This is a genomic window from Xanthomonas sp. SHU 308 (assembly GCF_000364645.1).
Classification (GTDB): Bacteria; Pseudomonadota; Gammaproteobacteria; order Xanthomonadales; family Xanthomonadaceae; genus Xanthomonas_A; species Xanthomonas_A sontii.
This window is the reverse complement of sequence record NZ_AQOK01000623.1, coordinates 1-692: the sequence shown is the minus strand read 5'-3', so window position 1 is coordinate 692 and position 692 is coordinate 1. Positions and strand designations below refer to the sequence as shown.

Below are 692 nucleotides of genomic sequence, written 5' to 3'. Positions count from 1 at the left end.
TGGCCGCCAGCCATCCGCAGCGGGTGCTGCCGGTGGAGTGGGGCCAGGCAGGCGGCGGCTACGAGGTCGATGTACTGGTGCGCGCGGTGGACCGGCGCTGGCTGCTCAAGGACATCACCAACCTGATCGCCCAGGAAGAGGCGCACGTGCTGGAGATCAACAGCGAGAACGTGCGCGACAGCGGCCTGGCGCAACTGCGGCTGCGGCTGAAGGTCGGCGATTACGGGCAACTGTCCACCTTGCTCGGCAAGCTCGACGCGCTGCCGGGCGTGCACGAGGCGCGGCGGCTGGGCTGAGGGGCGGCGGCATGCCGGCCGGGAGGCCTGCCAGCGGATGGGCCACCCACCGTGCGCGCGGCCGGTGCGACGCACAGCTGTTCGTCATCGGGGCAACGCTAAGCTTGTGCGGTGAGCATGCCGCCGGATCAGGTCAGGGACGAACCCACGCGCAGGCAGCGGCCGGTGCCGCTGTGGCGCGATCGGCGTGTCTGGCGCTGGGCGCTGGCGGTGCTGCTGGTGCTGGGAATGACCGTGGTGGTGTTTCGCCGCCCGCTGGCCGACCTGATCTGGCCGGAGACGCGCATCCAGCAATTGCTCGATCAGGGCCACGCGGCGCTGCGTGCGGGCCGGCTCAGCGCCGCCGACGGCAGCGGCGCGCGCGAGCGCTTCGAGGCCGCGCTGGCGCTGGACAGC

1 protein-coding gene and 1 pseudogene are annotated in these 692 nt (G+C 72.4%); both read left to right on the top strand.

The genetic code is table 11. The features are described 5' to 3' along the window. On the top strand, positions 1-296 hold a 296-nt coding region (locus D588_RS25210), incomplete at its 5' end, for an ACT domain-containing protein (protein ID WP_043085697.1). A gap of 117 nt (positions 297-413) precedes the next feature. Then, positions 414-692: pseudogene (locus tag D588_RS25205) on the top strand (hypothetical protein); the annotation flags it as partial.